Below are 24,357 nucleotides of genomic sequence, written 5' to 3'. Positions count from 1 at the left end.
GTCATCGGACGAAAGGCGAAGGGCACGGACCCTTCGCCTCTTGAAGCGTCGTTACGCGCCGACCATGGTCGGCGTGACCACCTGGTTGAGGTCGCCCGCGCGGGTTGGCGCGATGCCGGCCTCGAATTCAGGGCGGAAGTATTTGATCGCGCTGCCCAATGGCTCCACGGCACCCGGTGCGTGGGCACAGAAGGTCTTGCCCGGGCCAAGGAAACCCACCAGGCCCAGCAGGGTCTCGATGTCGCCCGGCTGGCCTTCGCCGTTCTCGATGGCCATCAGGAGCTTGACGCTCCATGGCAGGCCATCGCGGCAAGGGGTGCAGAAACCGCAGGATTCACGGGCGAAGAACTGTTCCATGTTGCGCAGCAGCGACACCATGTTGACGCTGTTGTCGACGGCCATGGCCAGGCCGGTACCCATCCGGGTGCCCACCTTGGCGATGCCGCCGGCGTACATTTGCGCGTCCAGGTGTTCCGGCAGCAGGAAGCCGGTACCGGCGCCGCCGGGCTGCCAGCACTTGAGCGTGTAGCCGTCGCGCATGCCGCCGGCGTAGTCCTCGAACAGTTCGCGGGCGGTGACGCCGAAGGGCAGTTCCCACAGGCCCGGGTTCTTGACCTTGCCGGAGAAGCCCATGAGCTTGGTGCCCATGTCTTCGCTGCCGTCGCGGGCCAGGGATTTGTACCAGTCCACGCCGTCGGCGATGATCGCCGGCACGTTGCACAGCGTCTCGACGTTGTTCACGCAGGTCGGCTTGCCCCACACGCCCACGGCGGCGGGGAAGGGCGGCTTGGAGCGCGGGTTGGCGCGGCGGCCTTCCAGGGAGTTGATCAGCGCGGTTTCTTCACCGCAGATATAGCGCCCGGCGCCGGTGTGGACGAACAGCTCGAAGTCGAAGCCGCTGCCCAGGATGTTCTTGCCCAAAAGGCCCGCGGCCTTGGCTTCTTCCACGGCGCGGTTGAGGTGCCTGGCGGCGGTGGTGTATTCGCCGCGCAGGAAGATATAGCCACGGTAGGTCTTCAGCGCGCGGGCGCTGATCAGCATGCCTTCGATCAGCAGATGGGGCAGTTGCTCCATCAGCATGCGGTCCTTCCAGGTGTTGGGTTCCATTTCGTCCGCGTTGCACAGCAGGTAGCGGATGTCGATGGACTCGTCCTTGGGCATCAGGCCCCACTTCACGCCGGTGGGGAAGCCCGCACCGCCGCGGCCCTTGAGGCCGGAGTCCTTCACGGTCTGGACGATGTCGTCGGCGGCCATGTCGGCGAATGCCTTGCGCGCCGCCGCGTAGCCGTTCTTGGCCTGGTATTCGTCGAGCCACACGGCTTCGCCGTCGTCACGCAGGCGCCAGGTCAGGGGATGGGTTTCGGCCGAGCGCTGGATGCGGTTGGCGGGCCCGAAGGAAGTCAGGGTCATACGTAGCCCTCCAGCAATTTGGCAACGCCATCTGGCTTGACGTCACCGAAGGTGTCGTCGTCGATCATCAGCGCCGGTGCCTTGTCGCAGTTGCCCAGGCAGCACACCGGCAGCAGCGTGAAGCGGCCGTCGGCGGTGGTCTGGCCCAGCCCGATGCCCAGCTTGCCCTGGATTTCGCTGACCACGGACTCGTGGCCGCCGATGTAGCAGACCATGCTGTCGCAGACGCGGATGATGTGGCGGCCCACTGGCTGGCGGAAGATCTGGCTGTAGAAGGTGGCGACGCCCTCGACGTCGCTGGCCGGGATGCCGAGGATCTCGCCGATGGCGTAGAGCGCGCCGTCAGGCACCCAGCCACGTTCCTTCTGGACGATCTTCAAGGCTTCGATCGACGCCGCGCGCGGGTCTTCGTAGTGATGCAGCTCGTGCTCGATGGCCGAGCGCTCGGTTTCGCTCAAGGCGAAACGGTCTGTCTGGATAAGCGTGCTGTTCATGCTTAGCGGTCCACGTCGGCCATAACGAAGTCGATACTACCCAGGTACGCGATCAAGTCCGCGACCATGCTGCCCTTGATCACCGAAGGGATCTGCTGCAGGTGCGGGTAGCTTGGGGTGCGAATCCGGGTACGGTAGCTCATGGTGCCGCCGTCGCTCGTCAGGTAATAACTGTTGATGCCCTTGGTCGCTTCGATCATCTGGAAGGACTCGTTGGCCGGCATGACCGGGCCCCACGAAACCTGCAGGAAGTGCGTGATCAGGGTCTCGATGTGCTGCAGCGTGCGCTCCTTGGGCGGCGGCGTGGTCAGCGGGTGATCCGCCTTGTACGGGCCTTCCGGCATGTTGCGCAGGCACTGGTCGATGATCTTGACGCTCTGGCGCATTTCCTCGACCCGAACCATGCAGCGGTCGTAGGCGTCACCGTTGGCGGCCAGCGGTACTTCGAATTCGAAGTTCTCGTAGCCGGAGTAGGGACGCGCCTTGCGCAGATCGAAGTCGCAACCGGTGGAACGCAGGCCGGCACCGGTGACGCCCCATTCCAGGGCCTCTTTGGTGTTGTAGGCGGCGACCCCGATGGTACGACCCTTGAGGATGCTGTTCTGCAGGGCGGCCTTGGTGTATTCGTCCAGGCGCTTGGGCATCCACTCGACGAAGTCCTTGACCAGTTTCTCCCAGCCGCGCGGCAGGTCGTGGGCCACGCCACCGATGCGGTACCAGGCCGGGTGCAGGCGGAAACCGGTGATGGCTTCGATCACCGTGTACGCCTTCTGGCGGTCGGTGAAGGTGAAGAACACCGGGGTCATGGCGCCCACGTCCTGGATGTAGGTGCCCAGGAACAGCAGGTGGCTGGTGATGCGGAAGAACTCGGCCATCATGATGCGGATGACGTCGACCTTCTCCGGCACCTTGATCCCGGCCAGTTTCTCTACCGAGAGCACGTACGGCAGGTTGTTCATCACGCCGCCGAGGTAGTCGATGCGGTCGGTGTACGGGATGTAGCTGTGCCAGGACTGGCGCTCGGCCATTTTCTCGGCGCCACGGTGGTGGTAGCCGATGTCCGGGACGCAGTCGACGATTTCCTCGCCGTCCAGTTGCAGGATGATGCGGAACGCACCGTGGGCCGAAGGGTGGTTCGGGCCCAGGTTGAGGAACATGTAGTCCTCGTTGGCGCCGGAACGCTTCATGCCCCAGTCTTCAGGCTTGAAGCGCGCGGCTTCTTCCTCGAGTTGTTGCTTGGCCAGGGACAGGCTGAACGGGTCGAACTCGGTGGCGCGGGCCGGGAAGTCCTTGCGCAGCGGGTGACCTTCCCAGGTCGGCGGCATCATGATGCGCGACAGGTGCGGGTGGCCGGGGAAATCGATCCCGTACATGTCCCACACTTCACGCTCGTACCAGTTGGCGTTCGGCCAGATCCCGGTCACGGTCGGCATGCTGAGGTCGCTCTCGGACAAGGCGACCTTGATCATTACGTCACTATTACGCTCGATCGACAGCAGGTGGTAGAACACGGTGAAGTCGACGCCGTCGGGCAGGCCCTGGCGCTTGGTGCGCAGGCGCTCGTCCACGCCGTGCAGGTCATAGAGCATGACGTACGGCTTGGGCAGGTTGCGCAGGAAGGTCAGGACTTCGATGAGCCTGGCGCGGGCAACCCACAGCACCGGCATGCCGGTGCGGGTCGACTGGACGGTGAACGCCTCGGCGCCAAAACGGTTGTTCAGTTCGACGACCACATCCTGGTCGTCTGCCTTGTAAGGCGGGATGTACAGAGCACTGCCTGTAGTCATGGTTATTTATCGCTTTCGGTCAACGTAAAGAATGAAGCCAGGTTCTCGTTTCTTCTTTGAGGAACAGAGCTGGATCAGACTTCGTCGGGGCTGCGCAGGTTGGTGACTGCGATACGCTGTTCGCGGCGCTGTTCCTTTTGCGACGGCATCTCGGCGCGATACACGCCTTGATCGCCAACGACCCAGGACAGTGGGCGACGCTCCTGGCCAATCGACTCCTGCAACAGCATCAAGCCTTGCAGGAACGCTTCAGGGCGAGGCGGGCAGCCAGGCACGTAGACGTCCACGGGCAGGAACTTGTCCACCCCTTGAACGACGGAATAGATGTCGTACATGCCACCGGAGTTGGCGCACGAACCCATGGAGATCACCCACTTGGGTTCGAGCATCTGCTCGTAGAGACGCTGGATGATCGGCGCCATCTTGATGAAGCAGGTACCGGCGATAACCATGAAGTCCGCCTGGCGTGGCGAGGCCCGGATCACTTCGGCGCCGAAGCGCGCGATGTCATGGGGCGCCGTGAAGGCGGTGGTCATTTCCACGTAGCAGCACGAAAGGCCGAAGTTGTACGGCCACAGGGAGTTCTTGCGACCCCAGTTGACCGTGCTGTTCAGCACGTCTTCGAGCTTGCCCATGAAGATGTTCTTGTGGACTTGATCTTCTAACGGATCGGCGACGGTTTCCCGCTTGCCAATCGGATACTGCTCGTTAGGAGCATCGGGGTCGATCCTGGTGAGATTGTATTGCATTGCCAAAGCCTCATTGTTTCAGCTTCGCTTGCCGCTTGCGCCGAGCTTCCGGAGCCCAATCAAGTGCCCCCACCCGGTAAAGGTAGACAAGACCTGCCAACAGAATTGCTATGAAAACGAGTGCTTCGACGAATCCGGTCCAGCCGCTTTCGCGGACGGACACAGACCAGGCAAAGAGAAAGAGGGCTTCGATGTCGAAGATCACGAAGAGCATCGCGACCAGATAGAATTTGGCTGAGAGCCGCAAGCGGGCGCCACCGGTAGGTAGCATGCCGGACTCGAACGGTTCGTTTTTGCTGCGGCCCCAGGCTTTTGACCCGAGCAGGCTCGACACGCCGAGCATGAAGGCGCACAGGCCGACGACGCCCAGAAGGAAAATGGCAAAGCCCCAGTTGTGGGCCATGAGTCCTGTCGCTTCGGGCATGCTGGAAATCCTTAACAGAGGGCAAGGGCCTCTGAGCTTGAAAAGAAATAACGCAGTGACGATATGTCGCAGCAATCAATCGCGGTGATTTTATGGCTAAACACCGGGCAAGTAAAATTCCTATAGCGAAATTATTTATTGGAATAAGGACATAGCGCACCTCCAAACCCCCACGGCCCCGGCGGGGTGGGCATTGGCCGTTGATTCTTCAATAAAGTTTCGCGTGGGTTGCAACAAAGAAACGTTCACCTAAATGATAATTGTTATTGTTTGGGCGGGCGTTCCATCAATAAGCCCGCACGGTTGCCGAGAACTTTTCTTACAGGGTGGCGACTGCAATTGTCAGCGCCGGCCGTTTTACTCTTTTTCAGACGCTCCGATATTGCGTTCGATCAATTTATTTTCGGTTTGCCGATTACCCTTGTGGGAGCGAGCTTGCTCGCTCCCACAAGGGCATGTGTTGCTTGGGAAAGCATAGGCGAAAAAAAGCCCCGAACCAGTCGGGGCTTCAGATCGTCGGCTTCGCGGTTAGCTTTTATTCGGTCCGCAAAGGCCGTTCAGCGCTGGATCAGTGGAACTGCTCTTCTTCGGTCGAACCGGTCAGCGCGGTGACCGACGAGGTGCCGCCCTGGATCACGGTGGTCATGTCGTCGAAGTAGCCGGTGCCCACTTCCTGCTGGTGGGCCACGAAGGTGTAGCCCTTGGCGGCGTCAGCGAATTCCTGCTCTTGCAGCTTCACGTAGGCGGTCATGTCGTTGCGGGCGTAGTCGTGCGCCAGGTTGAACATGCTGTGCCACATGTTGTGGATGCCGGCCAGGGTGATGAACTGGTGCTTGTAGCCCATGGCGGACAGTTCGCGCTGGAACTTGGCGATGGTCGCGTCGTCCAGGTTTTTCTTCCAGTTGAAGGAAGGCGAGCAGTTGTACGACAGGATCTGGTCCGGGTATTCCTTCTTGATCGCTTCGGCGAAGCGACGGGCTTCGTCCAGGTCCGGCTTGGCGGTTTCGCACCAGATCAGGTCGGCGTAAGGCGCATAGGCCAGGCCACGGGCGATGGCCTGGTCGAGGCCGGCGCGTACCTTGTAGAAACCTTCCTGGGTGCGGGTGCCGGTCACGAACGGCTGGTCGTACGGGTCGCAGTCGGACGTCAGCAGGTCGGCGGCGTTGGCGTCGGTACGGGCCAGGATGATGGTCGGTACACCGGCAACGTCGGCGGCCAGGCGGGCAGCGGTCAGCTTCTGTACGGCTTCCTGGGTCGGCACCAGGACCTTGCCGCCCATGTGGCCGCACTTCTTCACCGAGGCCAGCTGGTCTTCGAAGTGAACGCCGGCGGCGCCTGCCTCGATCATGCTCTTCATCAGCTCGTAGGCGTTGAGGACGCCGCCGAAACCGGCTTCGGCGTCAGCCACGATCGGTGCGAAGTAGTCGATGTAGCCTTCGTCGCCCGGGTTCTTGCCGGCTTTCCACTGGATCTGGTCGGCACGACGGAACGAGTTGTTGATGCGCTTGACCACGGTCGGAACCGAATCCACCGGGTACAGCGACTGGTCAGGGTACATCGACTCGGCGGAGTTGTTGTCCGCGGCCACTTGCCAGCCCGACAGGTAGATCGCCTGGATGCCGGCCTTGACTTGCTGCACGGCCTGGCCGCCGGTCAGGGCGCCCATGCAGTTGACGAAGTCTTTCTCGGGACGGAAGGATGGCTTGGCGCCCTGGGTGACCAGGTTCCACAGCTTCTCGGCGCCCATCTTTGCAAAGGTGTGCTCAGGTTGAACCGAGCCACGCAGGCGGACGACGTCAGCAGCGGAATAATTGCGCTTCACGCCTTTCCAGCGCGGGTTTTCAGCCCAGTCTTTTTCAAGGGCTGCAATTTGCTGTTCGCGTGTCAGTGCCATGGAGATAAACCTCGTCGCGTCGTGTAGAAAAAATCGTTCTGGGGTGCAAATGTCCTGCGTGCCTTCGGCGCCAGTCATTGGCGGGGGAGGCTGCTCGCTGGCCAGGGGGCCGGGCGGACAAGTCGGTTCAGGCGGGGTGGCGACGGGGTGAACGATGGGCTCGAGGGGAAAGTGAGCAGGTAGGGGCGAACTGCGGGCGCATGCAGGCGTCGTGGGCCTTTATACGAACTCAGAGTGATGCCGGGTTACCTAGTTACGCTTCCGTCCCTCGGGACAACTTCGTTCCAGTCGCAACCTCGTCAAACACACCTTGTGGGCGGTACAGACACGAATCGGCTCGCAGGGTAGTTGCAAGCGTCGACCCGAAGGCCCTTGCCAGGGCCCCTGATTAGCGGGAGCGAGGCCATCATGCCTTCGGTTTTTTGGCTCGTCAAACGTTTTGTAGTGCTTTTTTTCGTGCACTACATCTTTGGTCTAATACGACTCATCAGTCAGTTTTTGGTGCTTCAGTTCAAGGTATCGACCTTGACCCGCAAAATCATGTCATCGCGGCCCTGGGTCGAGTAGCTGCGGGTCAGGCCCTGTTTGTCGGCCTGTGTCTGGCGATTCACGCCGGCCAGGGTGATCCATTCGCCCAGGCGTCCGCTGACGGTTGTGTCGGTGCTTTGCACGTTCACTACATCGGGACGTTCCTGGCTCATGCGGTCACGGTTGGTACTGATGCTCAGGTGAACGGTTTCGCCGGTGACGCTGGCGGTGACGTAGAAGCCCTGGGTGACGTTGCGGTATTCGGTCTGGCTCTGCAGGCGGCCGTAGTTGTCGGTCTGGCTGCTGGTGAACGGCACGCTCTGGCCCACCTGGATCAGGGCCGGCTGGCCTTCGCTGGCCTGCACCTGCTGCACGCCGCCGTCGCGGCTGGCGGTGCTGCGGTTGATGATGCGGGTCTGGCTGGGGGCGGCACCGTTGATCGAGTAGCCCTGGTCCCCCTGCAGGTTGTTCTCGTTGGTGTCGACCGTGATCAGCAGGCGCTTGGGGGCGGTGTCCAGTTGCGCCAGGAACTGGCGGAGTTCTTCGATCTTGCCGGGGGCGGCATTGACGATCAGTTGATTGCCGTAGGCGCTGACCTGGCCGTCCTTGCCGATGAAGTTCTGCGCCACCGGCAGCAGGTCGGCGCTGGTGCGGTAGTTCAACGGCACGATTTGCGTGTCGGCCATGACCGAGAGGCTGCAGCCCAGTAGCAGGGTGGTCAGGAGGGTGCGTAGGGACATTGCGTTTCTCCGCGGGACAAAGGCTGGATATTGCCAGTTTGTCGGCCCTGGGTGGGGCAAGTTGAATGATAGACAGCAAAACGCCCCGGCATCGGGAGATGGCGGGGCGTTTTGCTGCTGCTGATGCTTTTTGTGGCGAGGGGATTCAGGTGGATTGGCGAACCATGTCCACATGGGGGATCCCGGCCTCCAGGAACTCCTCGCTGACCACTGCGAAGCCCAGTCGCTCATAGAACGGCGTGGCGTGCACCTGGGCGCTGAGCATCTGTTGCTTGAGCCCGCGCTTCTCGGCTTCGGCGATCACCGCATGCATCAGGGCATCGCCGACCTTCAGGCCGCGCCAGTCCTTGAGAACCGAGACGCGGCCGATGTAGCCCTCGGTCAACAGGCGAGCGGTGCCAATGGGGAAGTCGCCTTCGAAGGCGAGGAAGTGCACGGCGCCCTGGTCATCGGCATCCCATTCCAGCTCGGGTGGGACGGATTGCTCGGCAATGAACACCGCTTCACGAATGCGCCGGATCTCGGCGTTATCCTTTTGCCAGTCTGCGACACGAACGTGAATTCTATTCATCGGCGAACCCCAGGCTGCCTTGCTTGACCAGCTCGCAGACCAGGCCGCGGCCATCTTCATCGGCCAGCCATGGGCCGAGGTTCTCGATGTGCAGGGCATCGGCGGCGCAGATCATCTTCAGCAGGTCGCGCAGCTTGCCCGGCAGGTAACGGCTCTGGCCGCTGGCGAACAGCAGCAGGTCGTCATCGACTTCCGACCAGGCCAGGCGGGCGCTCGGGTTGCGGATGATCACGGCGCCTTGTTCGAGGCTGGCCAACAGGTCGTCTTCTTCCAGTTCCGGGCCGACCACCAGTTCCGGGTAGCGCGGCTCGGTCATGAACTGGCCGAACCAGGTCAGCAGCAGGCGTTCGTCGCTCATGTGCTCGGCCAGCAGGCCCTTGAGGCGGTCGAGGGCATCGTGCTGGATCTGGTGCGGATCGCTCACCGGGCGCGCGTCGGCGTCGGTGTAGCGTTCTTCGTCCGGCAGGAACTGGCTGAGGAAGTCGGTGAAGTGGGTCAGCACTTCGGCGGCGCTCGGTGCGCGGAAGCCTACGGAGTAGGTCATGCAGCCATCCACCGCCACGCCGCAATGGGCCAGGCGCGGCGGGAGGTAGAGCATGTCGCCCGGTTCCAGGACCCATTCGTCGGTGGCCTCGAAGTCGGCGAGGATGCGCAGGTCGGCGTGGGGCAGCAGCGCGCTCTCGGAGTCGCACATCTGGCCGATCTTCCAGTTGCGCTTGCCGTGGCCTTGCAGCAGGAACACGTCGTAGTTGTCGAAGTGCGGGCCCACGCTGCCACCCGGTGCAGCGAAGCTGATCATCACGTCGTCGATGCGCCAGCTCGGCAGGAAGCGGAAGTGTTCCAGCAATTCGCCGACTTCCGGCACGAACTGATCCACCGCCTGCACCAGCAGGGTCCAGTCGCGCTCCGGCAGTTGGCTGAATTCGTCTTCGGCGAAGGGGCCGCGACGCAGCTCCCAAGGGCGCTCGCCATGTTCGAGCACCAGGCGCGATTCGACTTCTTCTTCCAGGGCCAGGCCGGCCAGTTCGTCGGCGTCGATCGGGCTCTCGAAGTCAGGGATGGCCTGGCGGATGAGCAGGGGTTTTTTCTGCCAGTAGTCGCGCAAGAACTCCCGTGCCGTGATGCCGCCCAGGAGTTGCAGAGGAATATCAGGATTCATGTGTAACCTATTGAAAAAATATACTTTTTATACGCGAATAAAAACGCCCGGCGCGGCCGGGCGTCTCAGGGTGCAGCAATGCGTCAGATGCGCTTGGCTTGCGCCGCCGCATTGCCGATGTAGCTGGCCGGGGTCAGCTTCTTCAGTTCGGTCTTGGCGTCTGCCGGCATGTCCAGGCCATCGATGAAAGTCTGCAACGCTTCAGGGCTGATGCCTTTGCCACGGGTCAGTTCTTTCAGCTTTTCGTAGGGGTTCTCGATGTTGTAGCGACGCATGACCGTCTGGATCGGCTCGGCCAGGACTTCCCAGCAGGCGTCCAGGTCGGCGGCGATCTTCTGCTCGTTCAGTTCCAGCTTGCCGATACCCTTGAGGCTGGCTTCGTAGGCGATGACGCTGTGGGCAAAGCCAACGCCCAGGTTGCGCAGCACGGTGGAGTCGGTCAGGTCACGCTGCCAGCGGGAGATTGGCAGTTTGCTCGCCAGGTGCTGGAACAGCGCGTTGGCGATGCCCAGGTTGCCTTCGGAGTTCTCGAAGTCGATCGGGTTGACCTTGTGCGGCATGGTCGAGGAACCGATTTCGCCGGCAATGGTGCGCTGCTTGAAGTAGCCCAGGGAGATGTAGCCCCAGATATCACGGTCGAAGTCGATCAGGATGGTGTTGAAGCGCGCGATCGCATCGAACAGTTCGGCGATGTAGTCGTGCGGCTCGATCTGGGTGGTGTACGGGTTGAAGCTCAGGCCCAGCTCATCTTCGATGAAGGCGCGGGCGTTGGCTTCCCAGTCGATGTCCGGGTAGGCCGACAGGTGGGCGTTGTAGTTGCCCACGGCGCCATTGATCTTGCCCAGCAGTGGCACGGCGGCGACCTGGGCGATCTGGCGCTCCAGGCGGTAGACCACGTTCGCCAGTTCCTTGCCCAGGGTGGTCGGCGACGCCGGTTGACCGTGGGTGCGCGACAGCATCGGGACGTCGGCGAAGCGGATCGCCAGCTCGCGGATTGCCTGGGCGACCTGGCGCATCAGGGGCAGCATCACCTCATCGCGGCCTTCGCGCAGCATCAGGGCGTGGGACAGGTTGTTGATGTCCTCGCTGGTGCAGGCGAAGTGGATGAACTCGCTGACGTTGGCCAGCTCCGGCAGCTTGGCCGCTTGCTCCTTGAGCAGGTATTCGATGGCCTTGACGTCGTGGTTGGTGGTGCGCTCGATCTCTTTGACGCGCTCGGCGTGCTCCAGCGCGAAATTGTCCGCCAGGGTGTCGAGCACTGCATTGGCTTCGGCGGAAAACGCCGGGACTTCGCCGATGGCGGGATGGGCGGCCAGGCGCTGGAGCCAGCGCACTTCAACCAGGACGCGGGCACGGATCAGACCGTACTCGCTGAAAATCGGGCGCAAGGCCTGGGTTTTGCCGGCGTAGCGGCCGTCTACAGGGGAAACCGCAGTGAGCGAAGAGAGCTGCATGGGGTGTTCTCGGACAGTCGGGCAACGAAATGGGGCGCGTATCATACATGAAAACAATCGCCGGTCCGTCGCCAACTGACCGGCGTATTACGCGTAGCGGATAAAACTGTTCCTTACCTGTGGCGAGGGGATTTACCCCGTTGGGCTGCGAAGCAGCCCTAAAAGCGGCGCACTCAATCTTCCGGGGCGCCGGGTTGCCTGGTTGGGGCCGCTTCGCAGCCCAGCGGGGATAAATCCCCTCGCCACAAAAAAAGCTGGTTGAGGCGACTTATTCGTTGCGCATCAACGGGTAAAGCTCCTTGAGCAACTTGCGCCGGCTGATCACCAGTTGCCAGCGATGGCCGCCCAGTTGCCGCCACAGCCGCGCCGAACGGATCCCGGCCAGCAGCAGGGCGCGGATCTTCGAGGCATTGCTCGGTTGCTGCAGGTTGCGCATGTCGCCGTGTACCTGGATGCGTTGGCGCAAGGTGCTCAAGGTGTCCTGGTACAGGGCGCCACAGGCGGCCACGACGTTCTCGTGGGACGGGCCGAAGTGCTCGACCTGGGATTGGATCTGCGGCAGGCGCTTGCCGATGGTCTCCAGCATGTCGTCGCGCTTGGCCAGCTGGCGCTCGAGCCCCAGCATCGACAGGGCATAGCGCAGCGGCTCGCGTTGCAGGGCGCTGGGGTCGCGCTCCAGGGCGCCGATCAGCGCGCGGTAGCCTTCGCGCAGGTTCAGGTCGTCGCCGCCGTAGACCTCCAGGGTGTCCTTGGGGTCGCGCACCAGCAGGCTGCCGAGCATGCAGCCCACGCCCGCTTCGGAGGCCTGGCCGGTCTTGGCGATCCGGTCCACCAGCACGGCGGCGAGGAACACGCCGCCCAGCGCCGTCAGTTGCTCCTGGATCGGGGTCATGCCTTGCTGCTCCAGGGCTCGGCCACTTCGATCACGCCGCCGCCCAGGCAGATTTCACCGTCATAGAACACCACGGACTGGCCGGGAGTGACCGCTCGCTGCGGATCGTCGAACGTGGCCCGGTAGCCGGTGGCGGTCTTTTCCAGGGTGCAAGGCTGGTCGCCCTGGCGGTAGCGGACCTTGGCCGTCAGGCGGCGCGGCTCGTCGAGGTCGATGGGGTTGACCCAATAGATCTCGGAGGCGAGCAGGGCGCGGGAAAACAGCCACGGGTGGTCGTTGCCCTGGCCGACGATCAGCTCGTTGTGCTCCAGGTCCTTGACCAGCACGTACCACGGCTCTTCGCCGGCGTCCTTCAGGCCGCCGATGCCCAGGCCCTGGCGCTGGCCGATGGTGTGGTACATCAGGCCGTGGTGGCGGCCGATGACTTCGCCTTCAGTCGTCTTGATCTCGCCCGGCTGGGCCGGCAGGTATTGCTTGAGGAAGTCACTGAAGCGGCGCTCGCCGATGAAGCAGATGCCGGTGGAATCCTTTTTCTTCGCGGTGGCCAGGCCATGTTTCTCGGCGATCGCCCGCACTTCGGGCTTTTCCAGTTCGCCCACCGGGAACAGGGTCTTGGCGATCTGCTCGCCGCCAACGGCATGCAGGAAGTAGCTCTGGTCCTTGTTCGGGTCCAGGCCCTTGAGCAGTTCGGTGCGCCCGTCGAGGTCGCGACGGCGCACGTAGTGACCGGTGGCGATCAGGTCGGCGCCCAGCATCATCGCGTAGTCGAGGAACGCCTTGAACTTGATCTCGCGGTTGCAGAGGATGTCCGGGTTCGGCGTGCGGCCGGCCTTGTATTCGGCCAGGAAGTGCTCGAACACGTTGTCCCAGTACTCGGCGGCGAAGTTGGCGGTGTGCAGCTTGATGCCGATCTTGTCGCACACGGCCTGGGCGTCCGCGAGGTCGTCCATGGCGGTGCAGTACTCGGTTCCGTCGTCTTCTTCCCAGTTCTTCATGAACAGGCCTTCCACCTCATAACCCTGCTCGATCAGCAGGAGGGCGGAAACGGAAGAGTCCACGCCGCCGGACATGCCGACGATGACGCGGGTCTTTTGTGTGTCAGAAGGGGCTGGATCACGCATGGCGGTTCAATGAGTGTCTTGAAAAAGGACGCGATTCTATCAGGCCCGGGCGCGCAAGGCTAAAGAGAAGGACGGATCAGCGTCAGACTGTGGCGATGACCGGCCAGATAATCGTCGATGCAACGGATGATCAGCTCGCTGCGCCAGTGGTCGCGCTGTTCGAGCAGTTCGTCGCGGGTCAGCCACCTGGCGCGAAGGATGCCGTCGTCCAAGGGGGCGTCGGGGTGGTGCTGGAGTGCCTTGGCGACGAAGCAGACCCGCTGGTAGGTCACGCCGTTGCTGGGGGCGGTGTACAGGTAGATGCCTACCACGCTGGTGGGTTCGACGTCCCAGCCGGTTTCTTCCAGGGTTTCGCGCACGGCGGCCTGGATCAGTGTTTCGTCGGGGTCCAGGTGCCCGGCGGGCTGGTTGAGCACCGCGCGCCCGCCCTTGGATTCCTCCACCATCAGGAAACGGCCGTTGTCCTCGACGATGGTGGCGACGGTGATGTGGGGTTGCCAGGTCATGGATTTCCTCGATGTCTCGGATTGGAATTCTAGCCCCTGTGGGAGCGAGCTTGCTCGCGATAGCGGTGTGTCAGTCAATCAATGTTGAAGGATAGATCGCTATCGCGAGCAAGCTCGCTCCCACAGAGGGGATGTGGTGTATCCGGAAACACAAACCCCGGCACAGGGCCGGGGTTCGTGGTGCTCGATTACAACCTTATACCAGCGCGGCGATCGCCGCGTTGAAGGTTGCGCTCGGGCGCATGGCCTTGCTGGTCAGTTCCGGGTTGGCGAAGTAGTAGCCGCCAATGTCCACCGGCTTGCCTTGTACGGCGTTGAGTTCGGCAACGATCTTCTCTTCGTTGTCGGTCAGCGTCTTGGCCAGGGTGGTGAACTGCGTCTTGAGGGCTGCATCGTCATTCTGCGCGGCCAGGGCCTGGGCCCAGAACAGGGTCAGGTAGAAGTGGCTGCCGCGGTTGTCGATGCCGCCAACCTTGCGCGAAGGCGACTTGTTGCGGTCCAGGAACTCGCCAGTGGCCTGGTCGAGGGTCTTGGCCAACACCAGCGCCTTGGGGTTGTCGTAGGTCACGCCCAGGTGTTCGAGGGAGGCGGCCAGGGCCAGGAACTCGCCCAGGGAATCCCAGCGCAGGAAGTTTTCTTCCAGCAATTGCTGGACGTGCTTGGGCGCGGAACCGCCGGCGCCGGTTTCGAACAGGCCACCGCCGTTCATCAGCGGCACGATCGACAGCATCTTGGCACTGGTGCCCAGTTCCATGATCGGGAACAGGTCGGTCAGGTAGTCGCGCAGCACGTTGCCGGTCACCGAGATGGTGTCCTTGCCTTCGCGGGTGCGGCCCAGGGTGAACTTCATCGCGTCGACCGGCGACATGATGCGCAGGTCCAGGCCAGTGGTGTCGTGGTCTTTCAGGTAGGCCTGGACTTTCTCGATGACCACGCCGTCATGGGCGCGCATCGGGTCCAGCCAGAAAATCGCCGGCGTGTTGCTGGCGCGGGCGCGGTTGACGGCCAGCTTGACCCAGTCCTGGATCGGCGCGTCCTTGGTCTGGCACATGCGGAAGATATCGCCTGCCTCGACGTTCTGCTCCAGCAGGGTGCGACCGTTGCTGTCGGAGACACGCACCACGCCGTCGGCCTTGATCTGGAAGGTCTTGTCGTGGGAGCCGTACTCCTCGGCTTTCTTGGCCATCAGGCCGACGTTCGGCACGCTGCCCATGGTGGTAGGATCGAAGGCACCGTTTTGCTTGCAGTCTTCGATCACCGCCTGGTAGATGGTCGCGTAGCAGCGATCCGGGATCACCGCCTTGGTGTCGTGCAACTGGCCGTCGGTGCCCCACATCTTGCCGGAGTCACGGATCATGGCCGGCATCGAGGCGTCGACGATGACGTCGCTCGGCACGTGCAGGTTGGTGATGCCTTTGTCGGAGTTGACCATCGCCAGGGCAGGGCGCACGGCATAGACCGCCTGGATGTCGGCTTCGATCTGCGCCTGCTGCTCGGCCGGCAGGGCCTTGATGCGGGCGTACAGGTCGCCGATGCCGTTGTTCAGGTTGAAGCCGATCTGCTCCAGCACTTCGGCGTGCTTGGCCAGGGCGTCTTTATAGAACTCGGCCACGATCTGGCCGAACATGATCGGGTCGGAGACCTTCATCATGGTGGCCTTGAGGTGAACCGACAGCAGGACGCCCTTTTGCTTGGCGTCTTCGATTTGCGCGGCGATGAATTCGCGCAGGGCTTTCTTGCTCATGACGGCGCAGTCGAGGATCTCACCGGCTTGCACGGTGGTTTTTTCCTTCAGGACAGTGGCCGTGCCGTCCTGGGCGATCAACTCGATCTTCACGCTGCCGGCGGCGTCGATCAGGGCGGCTTTTTCGCTGCCGTAGAAATCGCCGTTGCTCATGTGGGCCACGTGGGACTTGGAGTCCGCTGCCCAGGCGCCCATCTTGTGCGGGTGCTTGCGGGCGTAGTTCTTGACCGACAGCGGGGCGCGGCGGTCGGAGTTGCCTTCGCGCAGGACCGGGTTCACGGCGCTGCCCTTGACCTTGTCGTAGCGGGCGCGCGCGTCTTTCTCGGCGTCGTTGGTCACGGTTTCCGGGTAGTCCGGCAGGGCGTAGCCCTGGGCCTGCAATTCCTTGATCGCGGCCTGCAGCTGCGGTACCGAAGCGCTGATGTTCGGCAGCTTGATGATGTTGGCTTCAGGCGTAACGGCCAGGTCGCCCAGTTCGGCGAGGTGGTCGGCTACGGCTTTGTCACCCAGTTGCTCGGGGAAGCTGGCCAGGATGCGCCCTGCCAGGGAGATATCGCGGGTTTCCACGGCGATATCGGCCGAAGCGGTAAAGGCTTCGACGATGGGCAGCAGTGAATAGGTGGCGAGGGCGGGGGCTTCGTCGGTGAAGGTATAGATGATCTTCGAGCGGGTGGGCATATTCGGATTAACTCTCTTCTTTGCTAAAGCATGCGCAGAAACTCGAGGGGCGCCGGGTAAGCGCGTTCGTTCAAAGTCATCCGTGAGCCGAATGTCGAGGTTTCTTCGCGGTGATGTTGGGTGCATCAGTCGAGCGTCAAGCGGTGGAGCCGCGGTAACGGTCCGGCTTCGTAACTGGCGGAAAAACCTGGCTTTTTCTTCACGAGCGCAAGCCTCCAGCCGTCGTGACCCTGTGGTCAGCGGCGGCATTATACATAGGTAGCTGGCAATCTGCCGATGCTTCATAGACTTCCGTACACGTCCATTGGTCTAAACGTCGCAGGCGCGGCTGGCCGGGCTATGCTCAGGTTTGGCGCTTTTCCCTTGGTTTTCAGGCTTGTACGCGGCCAAGTGCAACGCTTTGTGCCGGATGAGTCGAACGTAGGGTTTGCGTGCCGATACAACTGGGTTACGCTCGAACGCAGCCAGATGTTCAATCCAAGCAATGGAGTTCAGCATGGGGTATCAAAAGATTCAGGTTCCAGCCGTCGGTGACAAAATTACCGTCAATGCAGACCATTCTCTTAATGTTCCGGACAACCCGATCATCCCCTTCATCGAAGGCGACGGCATTGGCGTCGATATCAGTCCGGTCATGATCAAGGTAGTGGACGCTGCGGTTGAAAAGGCCTACGGCGGCAAGCGCAAGATTTCCTGGATGGAAGTCTACGCCGGTGAGAAAGCCACCCAGGTCTACGACCAGGATACGTGGCTGCCCCAGGAAACCCTGGACGCGGTCAAGGACTACGTGGTGTCCATCAAGGGCCCGCTGACCACGCCGGTCGGTGGTGGCATCCGCTCGCTGAACGTCGCCCTGCGCCAGCAGCTGGACCTCTACGTCTGCCTGCGCCCGGTGCGCTGGTTCGAAGGCGTGCCAAGCCCGGTCAAGAAGCCTGGCGACGTGGACATGACGATCTTCCGCGAGAACTCCGAGGACATCTACGCCGGTATCGAGTGGAAGGCCGGTTCGGCCGAGGCCACCAAGGTCATCAAGTTCCTGAAGGAAGAAATGGGCGTGACCAAGATCCGTTTCGACGAGAACTGCGGCATCGGCGTCAAGCCGGTGTCCAAGCAGGGCACCCAGCGCCTGGCGCGCAAGGCCTTGCAATATGTCGTCGACAATGACCGCGATTCGCTGACCATCGTGCACAAAGGCAACATCATGAAGTTCACCGAAGGTGCCTTCAAGGAATGGGCCTACGAAGTGGCGGCCGAGGAATTCGGCGCCACGCTGCTCGACGGTGGCCCGTGGATGCAGTTCAAGAACCCGAAGACCGGCAAGAACGTGGTGGTCAAGGACGCCATCGCCGATGCGATGCTCCAGCAGATCCTGCTGCGCCCGGCTGAATATGACGTGATCGCGACGCTGAACCTCAACGGCGACTACCTCTCCGACGCCCTGGCGGCGGAAGTGGGCGGTATCGGCATCGCCCCGGGTGCCAACCTGTCCGACACCGTGGCGATGTTCGAAGCCACCCACGGTACCGCGCCCAAGTACGCGGGCAAGGACCAGGTCAACCCGGGTTCGCTGATCCTGTCGGCTGAGATGATGCTGCGTCACATGGGCTGGACCGAAGCGGCCGACCTGATCATCAAGGGCACCAACGGCGCGATCTCGGCCAAGACCGTGACCTATGACTTCGAACGCCTGATGGAGGGTGCCAAGCTGGTGTCGTCCTCGGGCTTCGGCGATGCCCTGATCTCGCACATGTAAGCGGATCGACGCTCAAACCGAATGCCCGGCTCGAGTCGATCGAGCCGGGCATTTTCGTCTGTCCGGGGTGTTACCCGTCAAAGCGTCTCGACGACCCTGGCCGGGGCAGGGGCGGCGATGTCCTCGACGCAGTCCACCTTGATATTGACCGCATGCAGGCCCTTGGGTCCCTGGATGACTTCGAACGTCACAGGCTGTCCAGCCTTCAGGGTCTTATAGCCTTCCATGTTGATTGCCGAGTAATGGGCGAAAAGGTCTTCATCCCGGCCGGCTGCGATAATGAACCCGTAGCCCTTGGCGTTGTTGAACCATTTCACCTTGCCACTCATCTTGACAGCCGACATAAACCATATCCCTCTGCAACGCACTCCATCACTGGAGTATCATCCAGTCCATCCGCAGGCTAATCTTGAAAACAGGATAGATTCCACGGACCTTTTTAACCCACGATGGGCTCTATTGGTTGTAACACCGTTTTGCCGATAGTCAAGGTGGCCGGGTGGTCGTGGTTGAAATCGCCCGAAAGCGCCCCCATCACTGTATTCGCCAACTAAACGAACCTTTCTTTCCATGCATGCAGTCAGCCAGATTCGACTAACATTCAATCAGGATCGCCCGGATCTACACGACGACGATTCCGCAGGCATCGCTGTTCAGGAGGCAAAGCCTGCATTACAGGCGCCACCGATGTACAAGGTGGTTTTGTTCAACGATGACTACACACCGATGGATTTCGTCGTCGAAGTGCTCGAGGTGTTTTTTAACCTGAATCGCGAGCTGGCGACCAAGGTCATGCTGGCCGTTCATACAGAGGGACGGGCAGTATGTGGAGTGTTTACCCGCGACATCGCCGAGACAAAGGCCATGCAGGTCAACCAATACGCCCGGGAAAGCCAGCATCCGCTACTCTGTGAAATCGAGAAGGACGGTTAACGCCGACCACTTGGGTATGAGGTGAAGCCATGTTAAACCGCGAGCTCGAAGTCACCCTCAATCTTGCCTTCAAGGAGGCTCGTTCGAAGCGTCATGAATTCATGACCGTCGAGCACCTGCTGCTGGCCCTACTGGATAACGAGGCTGCCGCCACCGTATTGCGTGCCTGCGGCGCGAACCTCGATAAACTCAAGCATGACCTGCAGGAGTTCATCGACTCCACCACGCCGCTGATCCCCGTCCATGACGAGGATCGGGAAACCCAGCCAACCCTGGGCTTCCAGCGTGTCCTGCAGCGTGCTGTCTTTCATGTACAGAGCTCGGGCAAGCGTGAAGTTACCGGCGCCAACGTGCTGGTCGCGATCTTCAGCGAGCAGGAAAGCCAGGCCGTGTTCCTGCTCAAGCAACAGAGCGTCGCGCGCATCGATGTCGTCAACTACATCGCCCATGGCATCTCCAAGGTGCCGGGGCATGGCGATCATTCCGAGGGTGAGCAGGATATGCAGGACGACGAGGGCGGTGAGTCTTCTTCTTCGGGCAATCCGCTGGATGCCTATGCCAGCAACCTCAACGAACTGGCGCGCCAGGGGCGTATCGATCCGCTCGTGGGCCGTGAGGTCGAGGTCGAGCGCGTCGCGCAGATCCTTGCCCGGCGGCGCAAGAACAACCCGCTGCTGGTGGGCGAGGCGGGCGTGGGCAAGACCGCGATCGCCGAAGGCCTGGCCAAGCGCATCGTCGACAACCAGGTGCCGGACCTGCTGGCCAACAGCGTGGTCTATTCCCTCGACCTGGGTGCCTTGCTGGCCGGCACCAAGTACCGCGGGGATTTCGAGAAGCGCTTCAAGGCGTTGCTCGGCGAGTTGAAGAAGCGTCCGCAGGCGATCCTGTTCATCGACGAGATCCACACCATCATCGGTGCCGGCGCTGCGTCGGGCGGGGTCATGGACGCGTCCAACCTGCTCAAGCCGCTGCTCTCGTCGGGCGATATCCGCTGCATCGGTTCGACCACGTTCCAGGAATTCCGCGGCATCTTCGAGAAAGACCGCGCCCTGGCGCGGCGTTTCCAGAAGGTCGATGTGTCGGAACCGTCGGTGGAAGACACCATCGGTATCCTGCGTGGCCTGAAGGGGCGTTTCGAGCTGCACCACAACATCGAATACAGCGATGAAGCCCTGCGTGCCGCGGCCGAACTGGCCTCGCGCTACATCAACGACCGGCACATGCCGGACAAGGCCATCGATGTCATCGACGAGGCAGGGGCCTACCAGCGCCTGCAGCCGGTGGACAAGCGCGTCAAGCGCATCGACGTGCCCCAGGTCGAGGACATCGTGGCGAAGATCGCGCGGATTCCGCCCAAGCATGTCACCAGTTCCGACAAGGAGCTGCTGCGTAACCTGGAGCGTGACCTGAAGCTGACGGTATTCGGCCAGGACGCGGCCATCGACTCGCTGTCGACCGCCATCAAGCTGTCCCGTGCCGGGCTCAAGTCGCCGGACAAGCCAGTGGGTTCGTTCCTGTTCGCCGGGCCTACCGGGGTAGGCAAGACCGAGGCTGCGCGGCAACTGGCCAAGGCGATGGGCATCGAGCTGGTTCGCTTCGACATGTCCGAGTACATGGAGCGCCACACCGTGTCGCGCCTGATCGGTGCGCCTCCAGGCTATGTCGGGTTCGACCAGGGCGGCCTGTTGACCGAGGCCATCACCAAGCAGCCGCACTGCGTGTTGCTGCTCGATGAGATCGAGAAGGCCCACCCGGAAGTCTTCAACCTGCTGCTGCAGGTCATGGACCACGGCACGCTGACCGACAACAACGGGCGCAAGGCGGACTTCCGCAACGTGATCATCATCATGACCACCAACGCCGGTGCCGAAACCGCGGCGCGTGCTTCGATCGGTTTCACCCATCAGGACCACTCGTCCGATGCGATGGAAGTGATCAAGAAGAGCTTCACGCCCGAGTTCCGCAACCGCCTGGATACCATCATCCAGTTTGGTCGCCTCAGCCATGAGGTCATCAAGAGCGTGGTGGACAAGTTCCTCACCGAACTCCAGGCGCAGCTCGAAGACAAGCGGGTATTGCTCGAAGTCACCGACGCGGCGCGCAGCTGGCTGGCCGAAGGTGGCTACGATGTGACGATGGGTGCGCGGCCGATGGCCCGCTTGATCCAGGACAAGATCAAGCGTCCGCTGGCCGAGGAGATCCTGTTTGGCGAACTGTCCGAGCATGGCGGTGTGGTTCACATCGACATCAAGGACGGCGAACTGACGTTCGACTTCGAGACCACGGCCGAAATGGCCTGATCGAGACGTGTGATAAGCAAAAAGGCGCCGGGAGGCGCCTTTTTGCTGTCTTCAGGATTATTCCAGGGTCTTTGTGTGGGAGCGAGCTTGCTCGCGATAGCGGTGGGTCAGCTTGCCTATGTGCTGGATGGGCGGCCGCCATCGCGAGCAAGCTCGCTCCCACAGGAATCTGTGCGTTTCTGAAGGGTGGGATAAATCCCACGCAAACAAAAACGCCCGGCATCAGCCGGGCGTCTTGTATTGACTTGTTAGCGAGCGCGGTAAGTGATGCGCCCTTTGCTCAAGTCATAGGGCGTCAGCTCGACGCGCACTTTGTCACCGGTAAGAATACGAATGTAGTTCTTGCGCATCTTGCCGGAGATATGCGCGGTTACGACGTGCCCATTTTCCAACTCCACGCGAAACATGGTGTTGGGCAGGGTGTCGACGACAGTGCCTTCCATTTCGAAGCTGTCTTCTTTCGACATGCAGTAAAGCCCTCGGTGTCCAGTGAATGGCCCGGTGCAACTGCGCCAGGCAAAAGCGGCGTGCATTGTGCCCGAAAAAAGGGGTTCAAGCCAAGGGGTTCTAGTTGAGGACGACCCAACGCTGGTTAATCAGCAATTCAATGGGGCGATATTGGGTCTTGTAGTTCATTTTCTTGCAGTTCTTGATCCAGTAGCCCAGGTACACCGCTTCAAGCCCCAGGCGCCGTGCCTCGCTGATTTGCCAGAGGATGGCGAAGCGCCCCAGGCTGCGCCGTTCTTCCCGCGGCTCATAGAAGGTGTACACCGCGGAAAGCCCGTTGGGCAGCAGGTCCGTGACGGCGATCGCCACCAACCGTCCGTCGAGACGGAACTCGTAGAAGCGCGAAAAGGGCAGGTCGCGTACCAGGAACGTCGAGAACTGATCGCGGCTGGGCGGGTACATGTCGCCATCGGCGTGGCGTTGCTCGATGTAGCGTTGGTACAGGTCGAAATATTCTTCGGTGAACTGCGGCTTGGCCGGCCGCACCTGGAGGTCGGCGTTGCGCTTGAAAATGCGTTTCTGCTGGCGATTGGGCGTAAACCGCGCCACGGGGATGCGTGCCGGGACGCAGGCGTTGCAGTGCTGGCAATGGGGCCGGTAAAGATGATCGCCGCTGCGCCGAAAACCCATTTCCGACAGGTCTGCGTAGACATGCACATCCATCGGCTGGCTGGGGTCGAGGAACAGCGTCGTGGCCTGCTCCTCCGGCAGGTAACTGCAAGAGTGGGGCTGAGTGGCATAGAACTTCAAACGCGCCAACTCGGTCATGATCAACCCTCGGGATAAGCTATGGGGTTAAGTGTAAGCCAGGAGCGCCGATGTCGCTCAGCAAACCCAGGTCGCGTGATTGGGTTGGTCCAGGTGCGCCTTGAGGTAGTCGGCGAAGGTCGTGCGCGGGATCGACCGGGCGCCCAGGCTGTGCAGGTGCTCGGTGGGCATCTGGCAGTCGATCAGCACGAAGCCGGCGGCCTTGAGGTGTTGGACCAGCGTGGCGAAGCCGAATTTCGACGCATTGTCGGCCCGGCTGAACATCGACTCGCCAAAAAACAGCTGCCCCATCGCCAGGCCGTACAGGCCGCCAACCAGCAGGCCCTGGTCCCAGACTTCCACGGAGTGGGCGAAGCCGCGCCGGTGCAGCTGCAGGTAGGCGGTCTGCATGGCTTCGGTGATCCAGGTGCCTTCGGCATAGTCCCGTGGGGCGGCGCAGGCCTGGATGACGGCGGCGAAGTCCTTGTCGAACGTCACCTGGTAGCGCCGCTTGCGCAGCAGCTTGCCGAGGCTGCGGGAGACGTGCAGTTCGTCGGGAAACAGCACCGTGCGAGGGTCGGGAGACCACCACAGGATCGGCTGGCCTTCGGAAAACCATGGAAAGCAGCCGTGGCGATAGGCCTGGACCAGGCGATCGGCGGACAGGTCGCCGCCGGCGGCCAATAACCCGTTGGGGTCGCGCATGGCTTTTTCCAGCGGTGGGAAATCCAGGGAGTTGCGTTGTAACCAGGTCAGCATTGTCATTCGCTTGCAGAAGGGGAGGGCGGACAAGCCCGGTGGCGAAGGGGTCATCCCTCGCCACCGATGGGTGTCGGCCCGAAGATTAACCGTCAAACGGCCGGAATGTCATCGAGATACTTCTCGGCGTCAAGCGCGGCCATGCAGCCGGCGCCGGCGGAGGTGATGGCTTGGCGGTAGACATGGTCGGCGACGTCGCCGGCGGCGAACACGCCTTCGATGTCGGTCGCCGTGGCATTGCCCTCGCTGCCGCCGCGCACGAGCAGATAGCCGTCGCGCATGTTCAACTGGCCCTGGAACAGCTCGGTGTTGGGCTTGTGGCCGATGGCAATGAACACCCCGGCCAGGGACAGGGTGCTGGTTTCGCCGCTCTCGCTATGGCGCAGGCGCGCACCGGTCACGCCGCTGGCGTCGCCCAATACCTCGTCCAGGTTCTGGTTCCAATGCAGCTTTATATTGCCGTTGACGGCCTTCTCGAAGAGCTTGTCCTGGAGGATTTTCTCCGCGCGCAGCTTGTCGCGGCGGTGGATCAGGTGGACCTCCCGGGCGATGTTCGACAGGTACAGGGCTTCCTCGACCGCCGTGTTGCCGCCGCCGATCACCGCCACCACCTGGTTGCGGTAGAAAAACCCGTCGCAGGTCGCGCAGGCGGAGACGCCTTTGCCGGCGAAGCTTTCTTCCGACGGCAACCCCAGGTACTGCGCCGACGCCCCCGTGGCGATGATCAATGCGTCACAGGTGTAGGTGCCGCTGTCGCCGATCAATTCGAACGGGCGCTGTTGCAACTTGGCGGTGTGGATATGGTCGTAGACGATCTGCGTGTCGAATCGCTCGGCGTGCCGCTGCATGCGCTCCATCAGCGCCGGCCCGGTCAGGCCTTCGACGTCGCCCGGCCAGTTGTCGACTTCCACCGTGGTGGTGAGCTGGCCACCGGCCTGCATGCCGGTGATGACAACGGGCTTGAGGTTGGCCCGGGCGGCATACACCGCTGCGCTGTAGCCGGCGGGCCCGGAACCGAGAATGATCAGGCGTGAATGCTTCGCTTCGTTCATAAAAACACCTCATAAGCCTTTGTCACAAAAGACAATGCATGGTCCAATTGACGCCTGTGCAGGCCGCTCCCCGGCCAGGTGGGCATCCAGGATGCGGACGATGCCTCGGGGCCGACAAACCCGTACAATGCTTGAGTTTTGAGCGCAGGATCGGC

At 62.0% G+C, this 24,357-nt stretch carries 22 protein-coding genes; 3 read left to right on the top strand and 19 right to left on the bottom strand.

The window, feature by feature from the left end:
• Positions 1-51: 51 nt before the first annotated feature.
• The 14 genes from nuoF to Q6A48_RS04280 form a co-directional block, all read right to left on the bottom strand.
• On the bottom strand, positions 52-1,410 hold the full coding sequence (gene nuoF / locus Q6A48_RS04345) for an NADH-quinone oxidoreductase subunit NuoF (protein ID WP_304552277.1): 1,359 nt from the start codon (positions 1,408-1,410) through the stop codon (positions 52-54).
• Positions 1,407-1,904: an NADH-quinone oxidoreductase subunit NuoE gene (gene nuoE, locus Q6A48_RS04340; protein ID WP_003180060.1), complete on the bottom strand. Its 498-nt coding sequence runs from the start codon at positions 1,902-1,904 to the stop codon at positions 1,407-1,409. Before nuoE ends, nuoF begins: the two co-directional genes overlap by 4 nt.
• 2 nt (positions 1,905-1,906) lie before the next feature.
• Positions 1,907-3,691, bottom strand: a complete 1,785-nt coding sequence (gene nuoC, locus Q6A48_RS04335; RefSeq protein ID WP_304552274.1) for an NADH-quinone oxidoreductase subunit C/D — start codon at positions 3,689-3,691, stop codon at positions 1,907-1,909.
• Between the two features lie 74 nt (positions 3,692-3,765).
• Complete coding sequence (locus Q6A48_RS04330; RefSeq protein ID WP_030141322.1) at positions 3,766-4,440, bottom strand: NuoB/complex I 20 kDa subunit family protein; 675 nt, start codon at positions 4,438-4,440, stop codon at positions 3,766-3,768.
• 10 nt (positions 4,441-4,450) lie between these two features.
• Positions 4,451-4,864, bottom strand: a complete 414-nt coding sequence (locus Q6A48_RS04325) for an NADH-quinone oxidoreductase subunit A (protein ID WP_030141323.1) — start codon at positions 4,862-4,864, stop codon at positions 4,451-4,453.
• A 568-nt stretch (positions 4,865-5,432) separates the two neighbouring features.
• Positions 5,433-6,758, bottom strand: coding sequence for an isocitrate lyase (gene aceA / locus Q6A48_RS04320; RefSeq protein WP_041021072.1), 1,326 nt, complete (start codon positions 6,756-6,758; stop codon positions 5,433-5,435).
• Between the two features lie 506 nt (positions 6,759-7,264).
• Positions 7,265-8,026 carry a secretin N-terminal domain-containing protein gene (locus Q6A48_RS04315; protein WP_304552266.1) on the bottom strand — a complete coding sequence of 254 codons (762 nt, stop codon included), beginning with the start codon at positions 8,024-8,026 and terminating at the stop codon, positions 7,265-7,267.
• Positions 8,027-8,171: 145 nt separating this feature from the next.
• Positions 8,172-8,597: a GNAT family N-acetyltransferase gene (locus Q6A48_RS04310; RefSeq protein ID WP_304552264.1), complete on the bottom strand. Its 426-nt coding sequence runs from the start codon at positions 8,595-8,597 to the stop codon at positions 8,172-8,174.
• Positions 8,590-9,756 (bottom strand): ribosomal protein uL16 3-hydroxylase, encoded by a 1,167-nt coding sequence (locus Q6A48_RS04305; protein WP_304552262.1) that lies wholly within the window; start codon positions 9,754-9,756, stop codon positions 8,590-8,592. The genes Q6A48_RS04310 and Q6A48_RS04305 overlap by 8 nt, the downstream gene beginning before the upstream one ends.
• Positions 9,757-9,839: 83 nt before the next feature.
• Positions 9,840-11,210, bottom strand: coding sequence for an adenylosuccinate lyase (purB, locus tag Q6A48_RS04300; protein ID WP_304552260.1), 1,371 nt, complete (start codon positions 11,208-11,210; stop codon positions 9,840-9,842).
• Between the two features lie 268 nt (positions 11,211-11,478).
• On the bottom strand, positions 11,479-12,102 hold the full coding sequence (gene hflD, locus Q6A48_RS04295) for a high frequency lysogenization protein HflD (protein WP_304552259.1): 624 nt from the start codon (positions 12,100-12,102) through the stop codon (positions 11,479-11,481).
• On the bottom strand, positions 12,099-13,223 hold the full coding sequence (gene mnmA, locus Q6A48_RS04290) for a tRNA 2-thiouridine(34) synthase MnmA (protein WP_304552258.1): 1,125 nt from the start codon (positions 13,221-13,223) through the stop codon (positions 12,099-12,101). Before mnmA ends, hflD begins: the two co-directional genes overlap by 4 nt.
• Positions 13,224-13,282: 59 nt before the next feature.
• On the bottom strand, positions 13,283-13,729 hold the full coding sequence (locus Q6A48_RS04285) for an NUDIX hydrolase (RefSeq protein WP_304552256.1): 447 nt from the start codon (positions 13,727-13,729) through the stop codon (positions 13,283-13,285).
• 196 nt (positions 13,730-13,925) lie between these two features.
• Entirely contained in the window at positions 13,926-16,151 is a 2,226-nt protein-coding gene (locus Q6A48_RS04280; RefSeq protein ID WP_304552255.1) for an NADP-dependent isocitrate dehydrogenase, read from the bottom strand.
• 496 nt (positions 16,152-16,647) lie between these two features.
• On the opposite strand from Q6A48_RS04280, the gene icd reads away from it, so the two are divergent.
• Positions 16,648-17,904: an NADP-dependent isocitrate dehydrogenase gene (gene icd, locus Q6A48_RS04275; protein ID WP_304552254.1), complete on the top strand. Its 1,257-nt coding sequence runs from the start codon at positions 16,648-16,650 to the stop codon at positions 17,902-17,904.
• A 77-nt stretch (positions 17,905-17,981) separates the two neighbouring features.
• Here icd and cspD read toward each other — a convergent pair whose 3' ends face one another.
• The gene (gene cspD, locus Q6A48_RS04270; protein WP_369811654.1) at positions 17,982-18,248 is read right to left on the bottom strand and encodes a cold shock domain-containing protein CspD; all 267 of its coding nucleotides are present in this window, start codon (positions 18,246-18,248) and stop codon (positions 17,982-17,984) included.
• A gap of 226 nt (positions 18,249-18,474) precedes the next feature.
• Here cspD and clpS point away from each other — a divergent pair, with 226 nt between their 5' ends.
• Together clpS and clpA are read left to right on the top strand one after the other, a co-directional pair.
• Complete coding sequence (gene clpS / locus Q6A48_RS04265) at positions 18,475-18,837, top strand: ATP-dependent Clp protease adapter ClpS (RefSeq protein ID WP_003180089.1); 363 nt, start codon at positions 18,475-18,477, stop codon at positions 18,835-18,837.
• Between the two features lie 29 nt (positions 18,838-18,866).
• On the top strand, positions 18,867-21,137 hold the full coding sequence (clpA, locus tag Q6A48_RS04260) for an ATP-dependent Clp protease ATP-binding subunit ClpA (protein ID WP_304552253.1): 2,271 nt from the start codon (positions 18,867-18,869) through the stop codon (positions 21,135-21,137).
• Positions 21,138-21,385: 248 nt separating this feature from the next.
• Here the strand turns inward: clpA and infA are convergent, their stop codons facing one another.
• From infA to trxB, 4 genes are all read right to left on the bottom strand, one after another.
• On the bottom strand, positions 21,386-21,604 hold the full coding sequence (infA, locus tag Q6A48_RS04255) for a translation initiation factor IF-1 (protein ID WP_002553999.1): 219 nt from the start codon (positions 21,602-21,604) through the stop codon (positions 21,386-21,388).
• A 100-nt stretch (positions 21,605-21,704) separates the two neighbouring features.
• The gene (locus Q6A48_RS04250; protein WP_304552251.1) at positions 21,705-22,412 is read right to left on the bottom strand and encodes an arginyltransferase; all 708 of its coding nucleotides are present in this window, start codon (positions 22,410-22,412) and stop codon (positions 21,705-21,707) included.
• Positions 22,413-22,469: 57 nt separating this feature from the next.
• Positions 22,470-23,150, bottom strand: a complete 681-nt coding sequence (gene aat, locus Q6A48_RS04245) for a leucyl/phenylalanyl-tRNA--protein transferase (RefSeq protein WP_304552249.1) — start codon at positions 23,148-23,150, stop codon at positions 22,470-22,472.
• A 92-nt stretch (positions 23,151-23,242) separates the two neighbouring features.
• Entirely contained in the window at positions 23,243-24,202 is a 960-nt protein-coding gene (gene trxB, locus Q6A48_RS04240; RefSeq protein WP_304552247.1) for a thioredoxin-disulfide reductase, read from the bottom strand.
• Between the last annotated feature and the right edge of the window lie 155 nt (positions 24,203-24,357).

Source organism: Pseudomonas citrullilanati (assembly GCF_030580855.1).
Classification (GTDB): domain Bacteria; phylum Pseudomonadota; class Gammaproteobacteria; order Pseudomonadales; family Pseudomonadaceae; genus Aquipseudomonas; species Aquipseudomonas citrulli.
This window is presented reverse-complemented; position numbering and strand designations above follow the sequence as displayed.

Coding starts and splice junctions, on each gene's coding strand:
- Q6A48_RS04285 (WP_304552256.1), bottom strand. CDS start 13,729: ATGACCTGGCAACCCCACATCACCGTCGCCACCATCGTCGAGGACAAC.
- hflD (WP_304552259.1), bottom strand. CDS start 12,102: ATGACCCCGATCCAGGAGCAACTGACGGCGCTGGGCGGCGTGTTCCTC.
- Q6A48_RS04310 (WP_304552264.1), bottom strand. CDS start 8,597: ATGAATAGAATTCACGTTCGTGTCGCAGACTGGCAAAAGGATAACGCC.
- Q6A48_RS04325 (WP_030141323.1), bottom strand. CDS start 4,864: ATGCCCGAAGCGACAGGACTCATGGCCCACAACTGGGGCTTTGCCATT.
- infA (WP_002553999.1), bottom strand. CDS start 21,604: ATGTCGAAAGAAGACAGCTTCGAAATGGAAGGCACTGTCGTCGACACC.
- clpA (WP_304552253.1), top strand. CDS start 18,867: ATGTTAAACCGCGAGCTCGAAGTCACCCTCAATCTTGCCTTCAAGGAG.
- nuoC (WP_304552274.1), bottom strand. CDS start 3,691: ATGACTACAGGCAGTGCTCTGTACATCCCGCCTTACAAGGCAGACGAC.
- nuoE (WP_003180060.1), bottom strand. CDS start 1,904: ATGAACAGCACGCTTATCCAGACAGACCGTTTCGCCTTGAGCGAAACC.
- Q6A48_RS04280 (WP_304552255.1), bottom strand. CDS start 16,151: ATGCCCACCCGCTCGAAGATCATCTATACCTTCACCGACGAAGCCCCC.
- Q6A48_RS04250 (WP_304552251.1), bottom strand. CDS start 22,412: ATGACCGAGTTGGCGCGTTTGAAGTTCTATGCCACTCAGCCCCACTCT.
- mnmA (WP_304552258.1), bottom strand. CDS start 13,223: ATGCGTGATCCAGCCCCTTCTGACACACAAAAGACCCGCGTCATCGTC.
- icd (WP_304552254.1), top strand. CDS start 16,648: ATGGGGTATCAAAAGATTCAGGTTCCAGCCGTCGGTGACAAAATTACC.
- cspD (WP_369811654.1), bottom strand. CDS start 18,248: ATGTCGGCTGTCAAGATGAGTGGCAAGGTGAAATGGTTCAACAACGCC.
- purB (WP_304552260.1), bottom strand. CDS start 11,210: ATGCAGCTCTCTTCGCTCACTGCGGTTTCCCCTGTAGACGGCCGCTAC.
- Q6A48_RS04330 (WP_030141322.1), bottom strand. CDS start 4,440: ATGCAATACAATCTCACCAGGATCGACCCCGATGCTCCTAACGAGCAG.
- Q6A48_RS04305 (WP_304552262.1), bottom strand. CDS start 9,756: ATGAATCCTGATATTCCTCTGCAACTCCTGGGCGGCATCACGGCACGG.
- clpS (WP_003180089.1), top strand. CDS start 18,475: ATGCATGCAGTCAGCCAGATTCGACTAACATTCAATCAGGATCGCCCG.
- aceA (WP_041021072.1), bottom strand. CDS start 6,758: ATGGCACTGACACGCGAACAGCAAATTGCAGCCCTTGAAAAAGACTGG.
- trxB (WP_304552247.1), bottom strand. CDS start 24,202: ATGAACGAAGCGAAGCATTCACGCCTGATCATTCTCGGTTCCGGGCCC.
- Q6A48_RS04315 (WP_304552266.1), bottom strand. CDS start 8,026: ATGTCCCTACGCACCCTCCTGACCACCCTGCTACTGGGCTGCAGCCTC.
- aat (WP_304552249.1), bottom strand. CDS start 23,150: ATGCTGACCTGGTTACAACGCAACTCCCTGGATTTCCCACCGCTGGAA.
- nuoF (WP_304552277.1), bottom strand. CDS start 1,410: ATGACCCTGACTTCCTTCGGGCCCGCCAACCGCATCCAGCGCTCGGCC.